The sequence below is a fragment of the Candidatus Pantoea persica genome (assembly GCF_013753875.1).
Taxonomy (GTDB): Bacteria; Pseudomonadota; Gammaproteobacteria; order Enterobacterales; family Enterobacteriaceae; genus Pantoea; species Pantoea persica.
The window spans coordinates 1-14,782 of record NZ_SMDS01000017.1 but is presented as its reverse complement, the minus strand read 5'-3'; the positions used below and the strand labels follow the sequence as shown (position 1 = coordinate 14,782).

At 58.4% G+C, this 14,782-nt stretch carries 9 protein-coding genes, 1 rRNA gene and 6 pseudogenes; 8 read left to right on the top strand and 8 right to left on the bottom strand.

The features are described 5' to 3' along the window. The first annotated feature begins 6 nt into the window (after positions 1 to 6). From accA to EIO60_RS07000, 5 genes and pseudogenes are all read left to right on the top strand, one after another. Positions 7 to 963, top strand: coding sequence for an acetyl-CoA carboxylase carboxyl transferase subunit alpha (gene accA / locus EIO60_RS07020; RefSeq protein WP_258576321.1), 957 nt, complete (start codon positions 7 to 9; stop codon positions 961 to 963). Between the two features lie 139 nt (positions 964 to 1,102). Beyond that, positions 1,103 to 3,253, top strand: a complete 2,151-nt coding sequence (locus EIO60_RS07015; RefSeq protein ID WP_258576320.1) for a lysine decarboxylase LdcC — start codon at positions 1,103 to 1,105, stop codon at positions 3,251 to 3,253. A gap of 86 nt (positions 3,254 to 3,339) precedes the next feature. Further along, positions 3,340 to 3,729: pseudogene (locus tag EIO60_RS07010) on the top strand (VOC family protein). A 49-nt stretch (positions 3,730 to 3,778) separates the two neighbouring features. After that, positions 3,779 to 5,074 (top strand): tRNA lysidine(34) synthetase TilS, encoded by a 1,296-nt coding sequence (tilS, locus tag EIO60_RS07005; protein ID WP_258576319.1) that lies wholly within the window; start codon positions 3,779 to 3,781, stop codon positions 5,072 to 5,074. A gap of 21 nt (positions 5,075 to 5,095) precedes the next feature. Continuing rightward, positions 5,096 to 5,400, top strand: a pseudogene (locus EIO60_RS07000) (c-type cytochrome). Positions 5,401 to 5,441: 41 nt separating this feature from the next. Here the strand turns inward: EIO60_RS07000 and rof are convergent. Both rof and EIO60_RS06990 read right to left on the bottom strand, forming a co-directional pair. Next, positions 5,442 to 5,702 carry a Rho-binding antiterminator gene (rof, locus tag EIO60_RS06995; protein ID WP_258576318.1) on the bottom strand — a complete coding sequence of 87 codons (261 nt, stop codon included), beginning with the start codon at positions 5,700 to 5,702 and terminating at the stop codon, positions 5,442 to 5,444. Further along, on the bottom strand, positions 5,689 to 5,889 hold the full coding sequence (locus EIO60_RS06990; protein WP_258576536.1) for a YaeP family protein: 201 nt from the start codon (positions 5,887 to 5,889) through the stop codon (positions 5,689 to 5,691). Before EIO60_RS06990 ends, rof begins: the two co-directional genes overlap by 14 nt. Positions 5,890 to 6,097: 208 nt before the next feature. On the opposite strand from EIO60_RS06990, the gene arfB reads away from it, so the two are divergent. Beyond that, complete coding sequence (arfB, locus tag EIO60_RS06985) at positions 6,098 to 6,508, top strand: alternative ribosome rescue aminoacyl-tRNA hydrolase ArfB (RefSeq protein ID WP_258576317.1); 411 nt, start codon at positions 6,098 to 6,100, stop codon at positions 6,506 to 6,508. A 35-nt stretch (positions 6,509 to 6,543) separates the two neighbouring features. Here the strand turns inward: arfB and proS are convergent, their stop codons facing one another. From proS to metN, 6 genes and pseudogenes are all read right to left on the bottom strand, one after another. Next, a complete protein-coding gene (gene proS / locus EIO60_RS06980) occupies positions 6,544 to 8,262 on the bottom strand; it encodes a proline--tRNA ligase (RefSeq protein WP_258576316.1) in 1,719 nt (572 codons plus the stop codon). 73 nt (positions 8,263 to 8,335) lie between these two features. Continuing rightward, positions 8,336 to 9,049: pseudogene (tsaA, locus tag EIO60_RS06975) on the bottom strand (tRNA (N6-threonylcarbamoyladenosine(37)-N6)-methyltransferase TrmO). After that, positions 9,046 to 9,441, bottom strand: a complete 396-nt coding sequence (rcsF, locus tag EIO60_RS06970; RefSeq protein WP_258576315.1) for an envelope stress sensor lipoprotein RcsF — start codon at positions 9,439 to 9,441, stop codon at positions 9,046 to 9,048. The pseudogene tsaA and the gene rcsF overlap by 4 nt, the downstream one beginning before the upstream one ends. 132 nt (positions 9,442 to 9,573) lie before the next feature. After that, positions 9,574 to 10,343, bottom strand: a pseudogene (locus EIO60_RS06965) (MetQ/NlpA family lipoprotein). Between the two features lie 34 nt (positions 10,344 to 10,377). Further along, positions 10,378 to 11,030, bottom strand: a pseudogene (locus tag EIO60_RS06960) (methionine ABC transporter permease MetI). A gap of 31 nt (positions 11,031 to 11,061) precedes the next feature. After that, positions 11,062 to 12,055: pseudogene (metN, locus tag EIO60_RS06955) on the bottom strand (methionine ABC transporter ATP-binding protein MetN). A 197-nt stretch (positions 12,056 to 12,252) separates the two neighbouring features. On the opposite strand from metN, the gene gmhB reads away from it, so the two are divergent. Together gmhB and EIO60_RS06945 are read left to right on the top strand one after the other, a co-directional pair. After that, positions 12,253 to 12,813, top strand: coding sequence for a D-glycero-beta-D-manno-heptose 1,7-bisphosphate 7-phosphatase (gene gmhB, locus EIO60_RS06950; RefSeq protein WP_258576314.1), 561 nt, complete (start codon positions 12,253 to 12,255; stop codon positions 12,811 to 12,813). Between the two features lie 376 nt (positions 12,814 to 13,189). Beyond that, a 16S ribosomal RNA gene (locus EIO60_RS06945) occupies positions 13,190 to 14,731 on the top strand. The last annotated feature ends 51 nt before the right edge of the window (positions 14,732 to 14,782 follow it).

Genomic DNA, 14,782 nt, shown 5'->3' with positions numbered 1-14,782 from the left:
AACATTATGAGTCTTAATTACTTAGATTTTGAACAGCCAATCGCAGAACTGGAGGCGAAAATCGATTCGCTGACGTCGATTGGCCGTCAGGATGATAAACATATTAATCTGGACGAGGAAGTGCAGCGTCTGCGCGAGAAAAGCGTAGAGCTGACGCGTAAAATCTTCGCCGATTTAGGCGCATGGCAGGTCGCACAGCTGGCACGTCATCCGCTGCGTCCCTATACGCTGGATTACGTTCGCAACGCTTTTGACGACTTTGACGAGCTGGCTGGCGATCGCGCCTACGCTGACGACAAAGCGATCGTTGGCGGCATCGCCCGTCTCGACGGTCGCCCGGTCATGATCATTGGTCATCAAAAAGGTCGCGAAACCAAAGAGAAAATCCGCCGCAACTTCGGCATGCCGGCGCCGGAAGGCTACCGCAAAGCGCTGCGCCTGATGGAGATGGCCGAGCGCTTTAAAATGCCGCTGATCACCTTTATCGACACGCCGGGCGCCTATCCGGGCGTGGGCGCGGAAGAGCGCGGCCAGTCGGAAGCGATCGCCCGTAACCTGCGCGAAATGTCCGGCCTGAAAATTCCGGTGATCTGTACCGTGATCGGCGAAGGCGGCTCCGGCGGCGCACTGGCGATTGGCGTCGGCGACAAGGTGAATATGTTGCAGTACAGCACCTACTCGGTGATTTCGCCGGAAGGCTGCGCCTCGATTCTGTGGAAAAGCGCGGATAAAGCCCCGCTGGCGGCGGAGGCGATGGGCATTACGGCCAACCGCCTGAAAGAGCTGAAGCTGATCGACTCGATTATTCCAGAACCGCTGGGCGGCGCGCATCGCCAGCCGGTGGATATGGCGCTGTCGCTGAAAAACCAGCTACTGGCGGATCTCGCCGATCTGGACGCGCTGAGCACTGAAGAGATGCTCGACCGTCGCTATCAGCGTCTGATGAGCTACGGCTACTCGTAAGCGCGCAAAAGCCTGATAAGCGGACTCCGGTCCGCTTTTTTTATGCCTGTGCTACGGCCGCAAGAGAGGGAGCATTCCGACAGCAGCCTGCCGCTACTCTTCGCTATGCTTAACAGTGCACATAAAAGGGAGGTGCGCATTGAATATTCTGGCGATTATGGGTTCGCACGGCGTTTTCTACAAAGATGAGCCGCTGCGCGAACTGGATACGGCGCTGACGCAGCAGGGCTTTCAGATCATCTACCCGAAAAACATCGATGACCTGCTAAAGCTGATTGAGCATAACCCGCGCATCTGCGGCGTTATCTTCGACTGGGGCGCGCACAACAGTCCCGCTCTCTGCGCCGATATCAACCAGCTCAACGAACATCTGCCGCTCTACGCCTTTATCAACACCCATTCGCAGATGGACGTCAGCATCAATGAAATGCGCATGGCGCTGCACTTCTTTGAATATGCGCTGAGCGTTGCGGACGATATTGCGCTGCACATCCGGCGGTACACCGACGACTACATCGACCATATCACGCCGCCGCTTACCAGGGCGCTGTTCACCTATGTGAAAGAGGGCAAGTACACTTTCTGTACGCCCGGCCATATGGGCGGCACCGCCTTTCAGAAAAGCCCGGTCGGCAGCCTCTTTTACGACTTTTTCGGCGCTAATACGCTGAAAGCGGATATTTCGATTTCGGTGACGGAGCTGGGCTCGCTGCTCGATCACACCGGCCCGCATCTCGAGGCGGAGGATTATGTCGCCCGTACCTTCGGTGCAGAGCAGAGCTATATGGTGACCAACGGCACCTCGACCTCGAATAAAATTGTCGGCATGTACGCCGCGCCGGCGGGCAGCACGGTGTTGATTGACCGCAACTGCCATAAATCGCTGACCCATCTGCTGATGATGAGCGATATCGTGCCGATCTGGCTGAAGCCGACGCGCAACGCGCTCGGCATTCTCGGCGGCATCCCGAAACGGGAGTTTACCCGCGACAGCATTGAGCAGAAGGTGGCGGCCACTCCGCGCGCCAGCTGGCCGGTGCACGCCGTCATCACTAACTCTACCTACGACGGCCTGCTCTACAACACGCAATACATCAAGCAGACGCTGGAGGTGCCGTCGATCCATTTCGATTCAGCCTGGGTGCCCTATACCAACTTTCATCCCATTTATGCGGGCAAGAGCGGTATGAGCGGCGAGCGCACGCCCGGCAAAGTGGTGTATGAGACCCAGTCGACCCATAAGCTGCTGGCCGCCTTTTCTCAGGCCTCACTGATCCACATTAAAGGCGACTACGACGAGCAGATCTTTAACGAAGCCTACATAATGCACACCACCACCTCGCCCAACTACGCCATCGTCTCGTCGATTGAAACCGCGGCGGCGATGCTGCGCGGCAATCCGGGCAGGCGGCTAATCAACCGCTCGGTGGAGCGCGCGCTGCACTTTCGCCGCGAGATCCAGCGGCTGCACGAGGAGTCCGACAGCTGGTTCTTCGATATCTGGCAGCCGGAGCACGTCGACGAAGCGGAATGCTGGCCGATCCAGCCGGGCGAAGAGGCGTGGCACGGCTTTACCCAGGCGGACGCCGATCACATGTACCTCGATCCCATCAAGGTCACTATCTTGACGCCAGGTATGAGTAAGCTGGGCGACATGTCGGAAGAGGGGATACCGGCGGCGCTGGTGGCGAAGTTCCTCGACGAGCGCGGCATCGTGGTGGAAAAAACCGGGCCTTATAACCTGCTGTTTCTCTTTAGTATCGGCATTGATAAAACCCGTGCGATGAGCGTGCTGCGCGGCCTGACCGAGTTCAAGCGCGCCTACGATCTCAACCTGCGGGTGAAAAACATGCTGCCGGATCTATACGCCGAAGATCCTGACTTCTACCGCAATATGCGCATCCAGAAGCTGGCGCAGGGCATCCACCAGCTGATTCGCCAGCACGATCTGCCGCGCCTGATGCTGAAGGCGTTCGACGTGCTGCCGGAGATTAAGATGACGCCGCACCAGGCGTTTCAGCAGCAGGTGCAGGGCAAGGCGGAAACGGTAGATCTCAGCGAGCTGGTGGGACGCGTCTCCGCCAATATGATCCTGCCCTATCCGCCGGGCGTGCCGCTGGTGATGCCGGGCGAGATTATCACCGAAGAGAGCCGCGCGGTGCTCGACTTCCTGCTGATGCTCTGCACCATTGGACGCCACTATCCCGGCTTTGAAACCGATATTCACGGCGCCACGCTGACGGAAGAGGGCGACTACCGGGTGCGCGTGCTGAAAAACGGGGCGGAATAGCGAAAAAGGCTGCGGCTTCAGACAATTGCGCATTGCAAGCCGTAGCCAGACGCTGCAGGATAGGCAAAAACAGCCAGGGAGTCGTTATGCTGCAGTTATCTCATATCCACCATATCGCTATCATCGCCACCGACTACGCGCGCAGCAAGGCGTTCTACTACGACGTACTCGGCTTCACGCTGATGGGGGAATACTATCGCGAGGCGCGCGATTCATGGAAGGGCGACCTGGCGCTGAAGGCCAGTACACCATTGAGCTGTTCTCTTTTCCCTTGCCGCCGGCACGCGTCAGCCATCCTAAAGCCTGCGGCCTGCGCCATCTAGGCGTTTGCCGTGCCAGACGTCGCGGCGGCTGTCGCCACGCTGGCGGAGAAAGGCGTTACCTGCGAGCCGATCCGCATCGACGAGCTGACCGGGAAGCAGTGCACCTTCTTCGCCGACCCGAAAGGTTTGTCACTGGAGCTTTATCAGGCGTAAAATAGCGCACGACGGGCCGCATTCGGCGGCCCCGATTCTGGAACGCGCTATGTCTTTGTCACATCTCGCCTCGCTGTTACCCGCCGATGCCGCGCTGGTGGTGGCCTTCAGCGGCGGTCTCGATTCCACCGTGCTGCTGCACCAGCTGGTTCGCTGGCGCGCGGCGCACCCGCGAACGCGCCTGCGCGCGCTGCACGTCCATCACGGATTAAGCCCCAACGCCGACAGCTGGGCGGCGCACTGCGTGGCGCTTTGCGATGCCTGGCAGCTGCGCTGCGAAGTGCTGCGCGTGCAGATCAACGCGCGCGAAGAGGGCATTGAGGGCGCCGCGCGCGCCGCGCGCTATCAGGTGCTGACCGCGGCGCTGGCGCCGGAAGAGTGGCTGCTGACCGCGCAGCATCTCGACGACCAGTGCGAAACGCTGCTGCTGGCGCTGAAGCGCGGCAGTGGTCCCGCCGGGCTGGCGGCGATGCCGGTGCGGCGAGAGCAGCACGGCCGCGTCCTGCTACGCCCGCTGCTCGAACAGTCGCGCCACCAGCTGGAAGCCTATACGCAGCATCATCAGCTGTGCTGGATCGAAGACGAAAGCAATCAGGATACGCGTTACGACCGTAACTTCTTGCGCCAGCGCCTGCTGCCTGAACTACAGGCGCGCTGGCCGCGCTTCGCCGAGGCGTGCGTGCGCAGCGCGGCGCTGTGCGGCGAGCAGGAGCAGCTGCTGGACGAGCTGCTGGCGGAGCAGCTGGACGGTCTGATGCAGCCTGACGGCAGCCTCTTTTTCCCGCCGCTGTTGCAGATGAGCGAGGCGCGCGCCAACGCGCTGCTGCGCCGCTGGATTGCCCGGCAGGGCGCGCCGATGGCGTCGCGCGCGGCGCTGTCGCGTCTGCGTCAGGAGGTCATGCTAAGCCGCGAGGATGCGCAGCCGCGCCTGCGGTTTGGCGACGCAGAGGCGCGCCGCTACCGCGACAAACTCTGCTGGCTGCCGCGCCGCGCCTCGCTGCGCGATGAGGTGCTCTGCTGGCGCGATCGCAGTCAGCCGCTGGCGCTGCCGCAGCAGCTCGGTGCGCTGCACGCGCACGGCGCGCCGTCGGTGTTGCGCCAGCCCAACGCCGGCGAGCAGATCAGCGTGCGCTTTCAGGCGCAGGGCTACTTTCATCTGGTGGGGCGCGCCGGCGGGCGTGAGATCAAAAAGCTGTGGCAGGAGCTGGCGATCCCGCCGTGGCAGCGCGAACGCATTCCCCTTATTTACTACAATCAGACGCTTGTCTGCGCGCCCGGCCTGTTCGTTACCCGGGAAGGCGCCGCTGCGGATGCCGCGGGCTGGCAGGCGGTCTGGCAACAATAACGATAATGCTGGAGAGCAAACATAAGCAAATTACTGGCCGTACTGTTGCTGACGGCGGCCTGGCCGGCACTGGCGGACGGCGACAGCCACGCGGGCGCGAGAAGTCGGCGGCCTGCACCGTCTGCCACGGCGTAGCAGGGAAAAGCAGCGTGCCGCTCTCCTAATATTACCGGGCAGAACGCCGCCTACCTTAACATGCGCTGCAGGTCTATAAAAAAGGCGAGCGCAGCGGCGGACAGGCGGAAGTGATGAAGGCGTTTTCAGCAGGGTTGAGCGACAGCGATATGGCGGATTTGTCGGCTTACTATGGGTCGCTGAAGCCGTAGGCGAGGAAGGGGGCGGAAAGATCCCGCCCGTGGCGTTGTCGTTACTCTTCGCTGACGACAACGGTGCCCAGCTCAGGATGGCTGAAGCTGGCGATGTGATCGAGGCGTAACTCGCGCGTTTCACCAGAGTGGTCGATCGTCAGGTATTCGACGTTTTTACGTGAAACCATATCGGTCGCTTTCGCCTTCAGCGCTTCGCCGTTTTTCAGGGTCAGCTCTAGCGTCCAGCGTCTGGTGCAGGCGAGTTCCAGGTTGTCGTAATCGTCGCAGTTGATGGGTTTGTAGGCTTCATTCGTCGACATAGTCGCTTACCAATAAGTTTGCAGCGGCGTACACTGCCTGTTCCCTGTCAGAAGAGTTTAGCGCAGAATTTGCGGCAATATCATCGAGTGCCTGTAAAACGCATCCGATCGCGTCGGGCACATATCCCTGTTCGCCGCTGCCGATCTCGGCATACTTCTGGCAAACTAATTCACAATATTTTTGCACGTGCACCTCCTCAGCAGAGCAAGAATACTCTGGTTGCCTGAGGCACTATATCACAGGCATTTCCGGGATTTCAGCCAAGGCAAAGCAGGATCGCGTCGCCGAAAGGCGCTAAAGTAACAGAATTCGCTGGCTAAGCCGCGAAAACAGCAAGCACAAAAGGTTAAGTTGATGAACAGGTTAAACAGAGCGCCGCGCGTTTAGGTGATGGATGATTAAGGTTTCGCGCACGGTTGAGCTACCGGACAGTGAAGTTGAGCTGAGCGCCATTCGCGCCCAGGGCGCAGGTGGCCAGCACGTTAATAAAACCAGCACCGCCATTCATCTGGGTTTCGATATCGCCGCGTCGTCGCTGCCGCCGTTTCACAAGCAGCGTTTGCTGGCGGCGAAGCACCACCTGATTACGCCGGAAGGCATGGTGATTATCAAAGTGCAGGAGTATCGCAGCCAGGAGATGAACCGCGAGGCGGCGATTCAGCGGCTGGTGAGTCTGATTCAGAAGCTGACGCGCGTAGAAAAGGCGCGACGCGCGACGCGACCGACGCGGGCCTCGAAAGAGCGGCAGCTGGAAGGCAAAGCGCGGCGCAGTTCGACCAAGTCGCTGCGGGGAAAAGTGCTGTAAAAAAAATGCCCCCGCAGGCGGGGGCGAGCGGGGCATTACTTGTTGAGCGCCTTCAGCAGGAACTCGACGATGTCGCCTTGTTTGATCATCTCTTTTTCGCCGGCGCGGCGCGCCTTGTACTCGATCTCTTCGTTATCAAGATTGCGGTCGCCGATGACGATGGTGTGTGGCACGCCAATCAGTTCCATATCGGCGAACATCACACCCGGACGCTCTTTACGGTCGTCGAGGATCACCTCAACGCCTTTGGCGCGCAGGGTGTGATAAAGCTCTTCCGCCAGCTCTTTTACACGGAAGGATTTATGCATGTTCATCGGCAGAATCGCCACCTCGAACGGCGCCAGTGCCGTCGGCCAGATAATGCCGTGTTCGTCGTGGTTCTGCTCGATCGCCCCCGCTATCACGCGGGTGATGCCGATGCCGTAGCAGCCCATGGTCATGACCTGGTTGCGACAATCTTCGCCCTGAACCGCCGCCTTCATCGCTTCAGAGTACTTGGTGCCGAGCTGGAAGATATGGCCCACTTCGATGCCGCGTTTGATCTGCAGTGTGCCTTTACCGTCCGGGCTCGGATCGCCTTCCACCACGTTGCGGATATCGGCCACCATCGCCTGCGGCAGATCGCGTTCCCAGTTGATGCCGACATAGTGTTTGCCGTCGACGTTGGCGCCGGTGCTGAAGTCGCTCATCTTGTCGACGCTATGGTCGGCAACGATCGGCATCGCCAGACCTACCGGGCCAAGCGAGCCTGGGCCGGCGCCGACTGCCGCGCGGATCTCTTCTTCGGTAGCGAACGTCAGCGGTGAGGCGACGATGTCGAGCTTCTCGGCCTTGAGCTCGTTCAGCTCATGATCGCCGCGCACTAGCAGCGCGACCAGCGTATGGCCGCTCTCTTCAGTGGCTTTCACCATCAGGGTCTTGACGGTTTTCTTAATCGGCAGCTGGAACTGCTCTACCTGCTCGGCGATGGTTTTGGCGTTCGGTGTGTCGATCTGCGCCAGCGCCTGGGTCGGCTGCGGACGATCGCCCGCCGGTGCCATCGCTTCGGCCATTTCGATATTGGCGGCGTAGTCCGATTCGGTGGAGAAGATCACGTCATCTTCGCCGCTCTGCGCCAGTACCTGGAATTCGTGCGACACGCTGCCGCCGATAGAGCCGGTGTCCGCCTGTACCGCGCGGAAGTCGAGGCCCATGCGGCTAAAGCTGTTGCTGTAGGCGCGGTACATCGCGTCGTAAGTTTCCTGCAGCGACTCCTGCGTAGTATGGAAGGAGTAGGCGTCCTTCATGATGAACTCACGCGAGCGCATCACGCCGAAGCGCGGGCGCACTTCATCGCGGAATTTGGTCTGGATCTGATAAAGGTTCAGCGGCAGCTGCTTGTAGGAGCTGAGCTCGTTGCGGATCAGATCGGTGATCACCTCTTCGTGCGTCGGACCCAGCACGAACGGACGGTCGTGGCGGTCGGCTATTCGCAGCAGTTCCGGACCGTACTGCTCCCAGCGCCCGCTCTCCTGCCACAGATCGGCAGGCTGCACCACCGGCATGGAGATCTCAATCGCGCCCGCGTTGTTCATCTCTTCGCGCACGATGTTTTCGACTTTTTTCAGCACGCGTAAACCGGTCGGCAGCCAGGTATAGAGACCGGAAGCCAGTTTGCGGATCATCCCGGCGCGCAGCATCAGCTGGTGGCTGATCACTTCCGCATCGGAGGGCGTCTCCTTCAGAGTGGAGAGCAAATATTGAGTAGTACGCATTGATTAAGATTCCTGTTGAACGGAAAAGTCACTGAGAAAATTTTTGTTGGCGGCTACTAGTGTACCAGTGAGTTTACGGGCTCAAAAGCGCGTTTTCACACGGGTCGAGCGCTATGACCTCGGTGCCGGTTTCATCGACGCGCCAGCGCATGTTGAAATCGAGCAGCCAGACGGCATAGTCGCGCGTCTGCGCCTCGCCTTTGCGATAGGCGGGACTCGGATCCGGCGCTAGCACCTCGCGGATAAAGCGCTCCAGATGGGGAACGGCGCGCTGCTGCTCAGCCTGCGGCGAGAAGCGCACCGGCATATCGGCTGCAGGCGCCGCCTGCGCGAAACCGGTTCACGCCTGCGGCAGCGCCTCGGCAAGGGGCAGGTAGGGCTTGATATCCATTACCGGCGTGCCGTCCACCATATCCAGGCTCCCGAGCTGCAGGATCACCTGCTGCTTCTCGCAGCGTATACCCTTTAGTTCGACCAGCGACATGCCGATGGGATTAGGGCGAAAGGTCGAGCGCGTCGCGAAAACGTCCATGCGGGCGTTGCCGACCAGGCGCGGCGGCCGCACCGTGGGAGGCCAGCCGCCCGCCATGGTCTGATGAAACACAAACAGCACCCACTGATGGCTAAAGCTCTCCAGACCGCGCACCGCTTCCGGCTGGTTGTAGAGCGCTAGCAGGTGCAGTTCGCCGTGGCCGTCCTGCACCAGGCCCGGCTGACGCGGAACGGCGAACTTCTCTTTCCACGGCGAACGGATCACGCCGATCTGCTCGAAGGCGAATGCGCTCATTGATTCAATTTCAGCGCGGAGCCCTGACAGATCGCCTGACGATAGCAGCCCGGCGTGCTGCTGACGATTTCGCACTTGTGCAGCAGGACGGCATTGGCTTTCAGATAGGACGCTTTAACCTGCAGGCGCTTGCGCGCGGTGGCGAGATTAGGTGGCGAATCCTGTCGGCTGCTCTGACAATCGTCGCCGGCCACTTCGCCCAGATCGCGGAACGGCTTGCTCATCAGATCGGCAGCGTCGGTATAGACTTTAACCGGCGCGGGACGCGGCATCGGCTCACGCGCCGGCTCGTGGGATGGCTGCGAATGAAGGGGGCCGCTGCTTATCGGGTGATATTCGTGAACGCACCCGGTTAGCATCAATGCCAACAAGCAGAGCGGTAATAAACGCATGGCAACATCCTCAAGGTTGTAAAAAGTGGCGTTATTGAAACAAGGACCAGGCGAAATAACAAGTAGCGGCGGATGCGGCGTAAAAGAAAGGGCGGCTAAGTGCCGCCCTGGTCAGAAGTGTCAGGAAAGGGATTACCAGCCTTTCTACGGCGCCGCCGTTGAAGATTTTGTTCGCGGCTTCCGCGGCTTCGTCGGACTGGTAAGCCTGCACGAACTTCTTCAAGTTTTCCGCGTCTTTGTTGTCTTCGCGGCGGACGATCAGGTTCAAGTTAAGGGGAATCTTTGTCTTCAACGAAGATGCCGTATTTGGCCGGTGTCAGGCCGATCTGGCTGGCGCAGGTGGTGTTGACCACTGCCAGCGCGATCTGCTGGTCATCCAGCGAGCGTGGCAGCTGCGGCGCTTCCAGCTCGACGATCTTCAGGTTTTTCAGGTTCTCGACAATATCGAGCGAGGTCGGCAGCAGGCCGACGCCCTCTTTCAGCTTGATCAGGCCCACGTTCTGCAGCGGCAGCGAACGACCAAGATTGCTCGGATAGTTAGGAATCGCTACCTGCGCACCGTTCTGCAGCTCGTCCAGCGATTTTATTTTTTCGAGTAGCCAGCAATCGGATAAACGAAGGAGTTGCCGACCGGCACCAGCTTGTAGCCGCGATCTTTGATCTGCTGATCCAGGTAAGGCTTGTGCTGGAAGGCGTTGACGTCGATGTCGCCTTTGCTCAGCGCTTCGTTCGGCAGTACGTAGTCGTTGAAGGTCACTAGCTCGACATCAAGGCCATATTTATCCTTCGCCACTTTTTGCGCCGCTTCCGCGACCTGCTGCTCCGCGCCGATCGCATCCTGCCAGCGCAATTGCGCTAATCAGTGCACTCACAGCGGCAATCTTTTTAAATGTAAAAGTCATATCTCTTGCTTATGGAGACATAATGATATTGCACTTATTTATGGGACACGGTACGCACAACGCGGTCGCCACAAAACTGAATTAAATATACCAATACCACCAGCAACACGAGAACCGTATTAATCACAGTGGCGTCATAGCCGATATAGCCGTACTGGTAGCCGATCTGTCCCAGCCCGCCGGCGCCGCCCGCGCCGCCCATGGCGGAGTAGCCGACCTGGGTGATCAGGGTAATGGTTGCGGCGTTGACCAGACTGGGCAGCGCTTCCGGCAGCAGCACCTTGCGGACAATCTGCAGCGGCGTCGCGCCCATGGCGCGTGAGGCCTCAATCAGTCCGGTCGGTAGTTCCAGCAGCGCATTCTCTACCATACGCGCGATAAAGGGCGCGGCGCTGACGGTCAGCGGCACGATAGCTGCCTGCAGGCCAATCGAGGTGCCTACGATGGCGCGGGTAAAGGGGATCATCTAGACCAGCAGGATATAAAGGGAATCGAACGGAAGATATTCACCAGCGCCGACAGGATGCGATAGAGCGTGGCATTCTCACGAATCTGTCCCGGACGGGTAACATAGAGCAGAACGCCGACCGGCAGGCAGAGCACAAAGCCGAAGAAGCCGGAGACAAAGGTCATCATCAGCGTTTCCCAGACGCCGCGCGCTAGTAAAGCCATCATCGCCTCAGACATAACCCAGCACCTCTACTTTGACATGATTTTCCTACAGCCACGCGATCGCGGCTTTTGCGTCGCTTTCAGCGCCCTCCATTTCGGCCAGCATAATGCCGAACTTCACGCCGCCGGCATAATCTATCTGCGCGCTGATGATGTTGTTATTGATGTTGAAGCGGCGCGCGGCTTCAGAGAGCAGCGGCGCGTCAACTGATTTACCGGTGAACTCGAGGCGCAGCAGTGGCACGCTCTCTGCGCCGGGCTGCGGCGTGAGGCGCTGCTGATAGTCGTCAGGAATATCGAGGTACAGCGTAGACTGGATGAACTGCTGCGCCAGCGGCGTTTTCGGATGGGAGAAGACTTCGCTCACTCTGTCTTTCTCAATCAGTTCGCCATGGCTGATGACCACAACCTGATCGCAGATGCGCTTCACTACGTCCATCTCGTGCGTGATCAGCAGAATCGTCAGGCCGAGACAGCGGTTGATATCCTTCAACAGCTCAAGGATGGAGCGGGTAGTTGCCGGATCGAGCGCGTTGGTGGCTTCGTCACACAGCGGCACCTTGGGGTTGCTGGTGAGGGCGCGGGCGATGTCGACGCGCTGCTTCTGGCCGCCGGAAAGATTGGCCGGCCAGGCATCATGTTTGTCTCCGAGGCCAACTAGATCCAGCAGCTCTGTTACGCGCTGTTTGATTTCGTTGCGCGACAGGCTGCCCAGCTCCAGCGGCAGCGCCACGTTGCCAAATACCGTGCGCTAGTTCATCAGGTTGGAGTGCTGGAAAATCATGCCGATCTGACGGCGCGCCTGCGTCAGCTGACGTTCTCTCAGCGCAGTCAGACCCTGATTATCGAACAGTACGCGTCCTGAGGTAGGGCGCTCCAGCAGGTTAACGAAGCGAATCAGCGTGCTTTTGCCGGCGCCGGACAAGCCGATTCACGCCATATATCTGTCCCGCAGGCACATGCAGGCTGACGTTGGATGGCGCCTGAATCGTACGTGAGCCTTGCTGAAACACTTTGGTGGTATTTTCAATGTTAATCATTAGATTATTTATTATCGTCTTGCGTTGTCCGTGGTGTGGAACCCTTTTCGCCGACCAGAGCGCGAAAGCTGAACGGATATTAAGGCATCTAGACGTCTAAATCAATCAAAGTGCTATAAACTGCCATTCTCTCTTTTATTGCAATCATGCAATACTAGGCGGCAATTTTAGTAGCATCTTGTAGCAGGAGTTTCTCAGTGGCGAATAACGTCCCGGCTGTTTTCCTCGATCGCGATGGCACCCTGAACGTCGATCACGGCTATGTTCATGAAATCGATAATTTCCAGTTTATCGACGGCACAATTGAAGCGCTGCAGGCGCTGAAGAAAATGGGCTTTGCGCTGGTGCTGGTAACGAACCAGTCAGGCATGGCCCGAGGCATGTTCTCGGAAGATCAGTTTATGCAGCTGACCGAGTGGATGGACTGGTCGCTGGCGGACTGCGATGTGGATCTCGATGGCATCTATTTCTGTCCGCATCTGCCGGACGCGCCGGTCGAAGCCTACCGTCAAAGCTGTGACTGCCGTAAACCGCAGCCGGGTATGCTGCTCTCCGCGCAAAAGGAGCTGCATATCGACATGGCTGCCTCCTATATGGTCGGCGATAAATTAGAAGATATGCTGGCTGGCAGCGCGGCGGGCGTCGGCACCAAAGTGCTGGTGCGCAGCGGTAAAGCGGTGATGGCGGAAGGGGAGGCGGCGGCCGACTGGGTGATTAATTCGCTGGCCGACCTGCCTGATGCCATCAAAAAGCGCTAAAAACGCGCGCTTTGTGCAGAAATCGGACGAACGATACAAAACTTCAATATTACCCCTTGAGCTTGCTGAACGACGCCCTATAACGCGCCTCCACTGACACGGCACAACGGCTTACGGAATGCGGTGTTCAGGAGGTGCAGGCAGCTGAGTCGCCGGAGAAAATCGCTGAAAAAAGTGGTTGACTCTGAGGGAGGAAAGCGTAATATACACAGCCCTCGCCGCTGAGTAATAGCGGCATGCTCTTTAACAATTTATCAGACAATCTGTGTGGGCACTCGCAGGACAGATATCAATAAGTCCAAGGACTTTAAAAATATCAAGTCTCAAGAGTGAACACGTAATTCATTACGAAGTTTAATTCTTTGAGCATCAAACTTAAATGAAGAGTTTGATCATGGCTCAGATTGAACGCTGGCGGCAGGCCTAACACATGCAAGTCGAACGGCAGCACAGAGAAGCTTGCTTCTCAGGTGGCGAGTGGCGGACGGGTGAGTAATGTCTGGGGATCTGCCCGATAGAGGGGGATAACCACTGGAAACGGTGGCTAATACCGCATAACGTCGCAAGACCAAAGAGGGGGACCTTCGGGCCTCTCACTATCGGATGAACCCAGATGGGATTAGCTAGTAGGTGGGGTAACGGCTCACCTAGGCGACGATCCCTGGCTGGTCTGAGAGGATGGCCAGCCACACTGGAACTGAGACACGGTCCAGACTCCTACGGGAGGCAGCAGTGGGGAATATTGCACAATGGGCGCAAGCCTGATGCAGCCATGCCGCGTGTATGAAGAAGGCCTTCGGGTTGTAAAGTACTTTCAGCGGGGAAGAAGGCGATGCGGTTAATAACCGGGTCGATTGACGTTACCCGCAGAAGAAGCACCGGCTAACTCCGTGCCAGCAGCCGCGGTAATACGGAGGGTGCAAGCGTTAATCGGAATTACTGGGCGTAAAGCGCACGCAGGCGGTCTGTTAAGTCAGATGTGAAATCCCCGGGCTTAACCTGGGAACTGCATTTGAAACTGGCAGGCTTGAGTCTCGTAGAGGGGGGTAGAATTCCAGGTGTAGCGGTGAAATGCGTAGAGATCTGGAGGAATACCGGTGGCGAAGGCGGCCCCCTGGACGAAGACTGACGCTCAGGTGCGAAAGCGTGGGGAGCAAACAGGATTAGATACCCTGGTAGTCCACGCCGTAAACGATGTCGACTTGGAGGCTGTTTCCCTGAGGAGTGGCTTCCGGAGCTAACGCGTTAAGTCGACCGCCTGGGGAGTACGGCCGCAAGGTTAAAACTCAAATGAATTGACGGGGGCCCGCACAAGCGGTGGAGCATGTGGTTTAATTCGATGCAACGCGAAGAACCTTACCTGGTCTTGACATCCACGGAATTTGGCAGAGATGCCTTAGTGCCTTCGGGAACCGTGAGACAGGTGCTGCATGGCTGTCGTCAGCTCGTGTTGTGAAATGTTGGGTTAAGTCCCGCAACGAGCGCAACCCTTATCCTTTGTTGCCAGCGGCTCGGCCGGGAACTCAAAGGAGACTGCCGGTGATAAACCGGAGGAAGGTGGGGATGACGTCAAGTCATCATGGCCCTTACGACCAGGGCTACACACGTGCTACAATGGCGCATACAAAGAGAAGCGACCTCGCGAGAGCAAGCGGACCTCATAAAGTGCGTCGTAGTCCGGATTGGAGTCTGCAACTCGACTTCATGAAGTCGGAATCGCTAGTAATCGTGGATCAGAATGCCACGGTGAATACGTTCCCGGGCCTTGTACACACCGCCCGTCACACCATGGGAGTGGGTTGCAAAAGAAGTGGGTAGCTTAACCTTCGGGAGGGCGCTTACCACTTTGTGATTCATGACTGGGGTGAAGTCGTAACAAGGTAACCGTAGGGGAACCTGTGGTTGGATCACCTCCTTAACCTGGATTCTGCCTTCGAAGTGCTCACACAGATTGTCTGATAGAAAGTAA

Bases quoted from the DNA above. Each gene is read 5' to 3' on its own strand.
- accA (WP_258576321.1), top strand. From the start codon at position 7: ATGAGTCTTAATTACTTAGATTTTGAACAGCCAATCGCAGAACTGGAG.
- tilS (WP_258576319.1), top strand. From the start codon at position 3,779: ATGTCTTTGTCACATCTCGCCTCGCTGTTACCCGCCGATGCCGCGCTG.
- rof (WP_258576318.1), bottom strand. From the start codon at position 5,702: ATGTCGACGAATGAAGCCTACAAACCCATCAACTGCGACGATTACGAC.
- arfB (WP_258576317.1), top strand. From the start codon at position 6,098: ATGATTAAGGTTTCGCGCACGGTTGAGCTACCGGACAGTGAAGTTGAG.
- proS (WP_258576316.1), bottom strand. From the start codon at position 8,262: ATGCGTACTACTCAATATTTGCTCTCCACTCTGAAGGAGACGCCCTCC.
- rcsF (WP_258576315.1), bottom strand. From the start codon at position 9,441: ATGCGTTTATTACCGCTCTGCTTGTTGGCATTGATGCTAACCGGGTGC.